Annotated in this window: 2 tRNA genes; both read left to right on the top strand. The window is 50.9% G+C overall.

What is annotated here, in order from left to right:
* Nucleotides 1-231 precede the first annotated feature (231 nt).
* Nucleotides 232-308, top strand: a tRNA-Val gene (locus GJ688_RS20200).
* 11 nt (nucleotides 309-319) lie between these two features.
* A tRNA-Phe gene (locus GJ688_RS20195) sits at nucleotides 320-377 on the top strand.

Raw genomic sequence — 377 nt, 5'->3', positions numbered from 1 at the left:
TCGGCCCGAGATGTACACGCCGTGAGGCGTTCAGTCGACGGGTACGAATCGGTCGAGGACTTGACCTTATGCTTTACTTTCTAGATAATTTTATTTGATGCAGCGGGACTGGGTGATCCAATCGTCGGCGGCTTTGCCGCTAGTGATGGTGTGGGAAACGTCTGTAGCGAAGTCAAATAAAATTTACCTCTCTGTGTAGTTTTGAGGGACCATAAAAGTGTTCACTCTTACGGGCGATTAGCTCAGATGGTTAGAGCGCTTGCTTGACATGCAAGAGGTCAGCGGTTCGATTCCGTTATTGCCCACCATCTGCCTCGGTAGCTCAGTCGGTAGAGCAGAGGACTGAAAATCCTCGTGTCGGTGGTTCGATTCCGCCC

This window comes from Heliobacterium mobile (assembly GCF_009720735.1).
In the GTDB taxonomy this organism is placed as follows: Bacteria; Bacillota; Desulfitobacteriia; order Heliobacteriales; family Heliobacteriaceae; genus Heliobacterium; species Heliobacterium mobile.
Note: the sequence above shows the minus strand (reverse complement) of the source record. Positions and strands in the feature narration are given on the sequence as shown.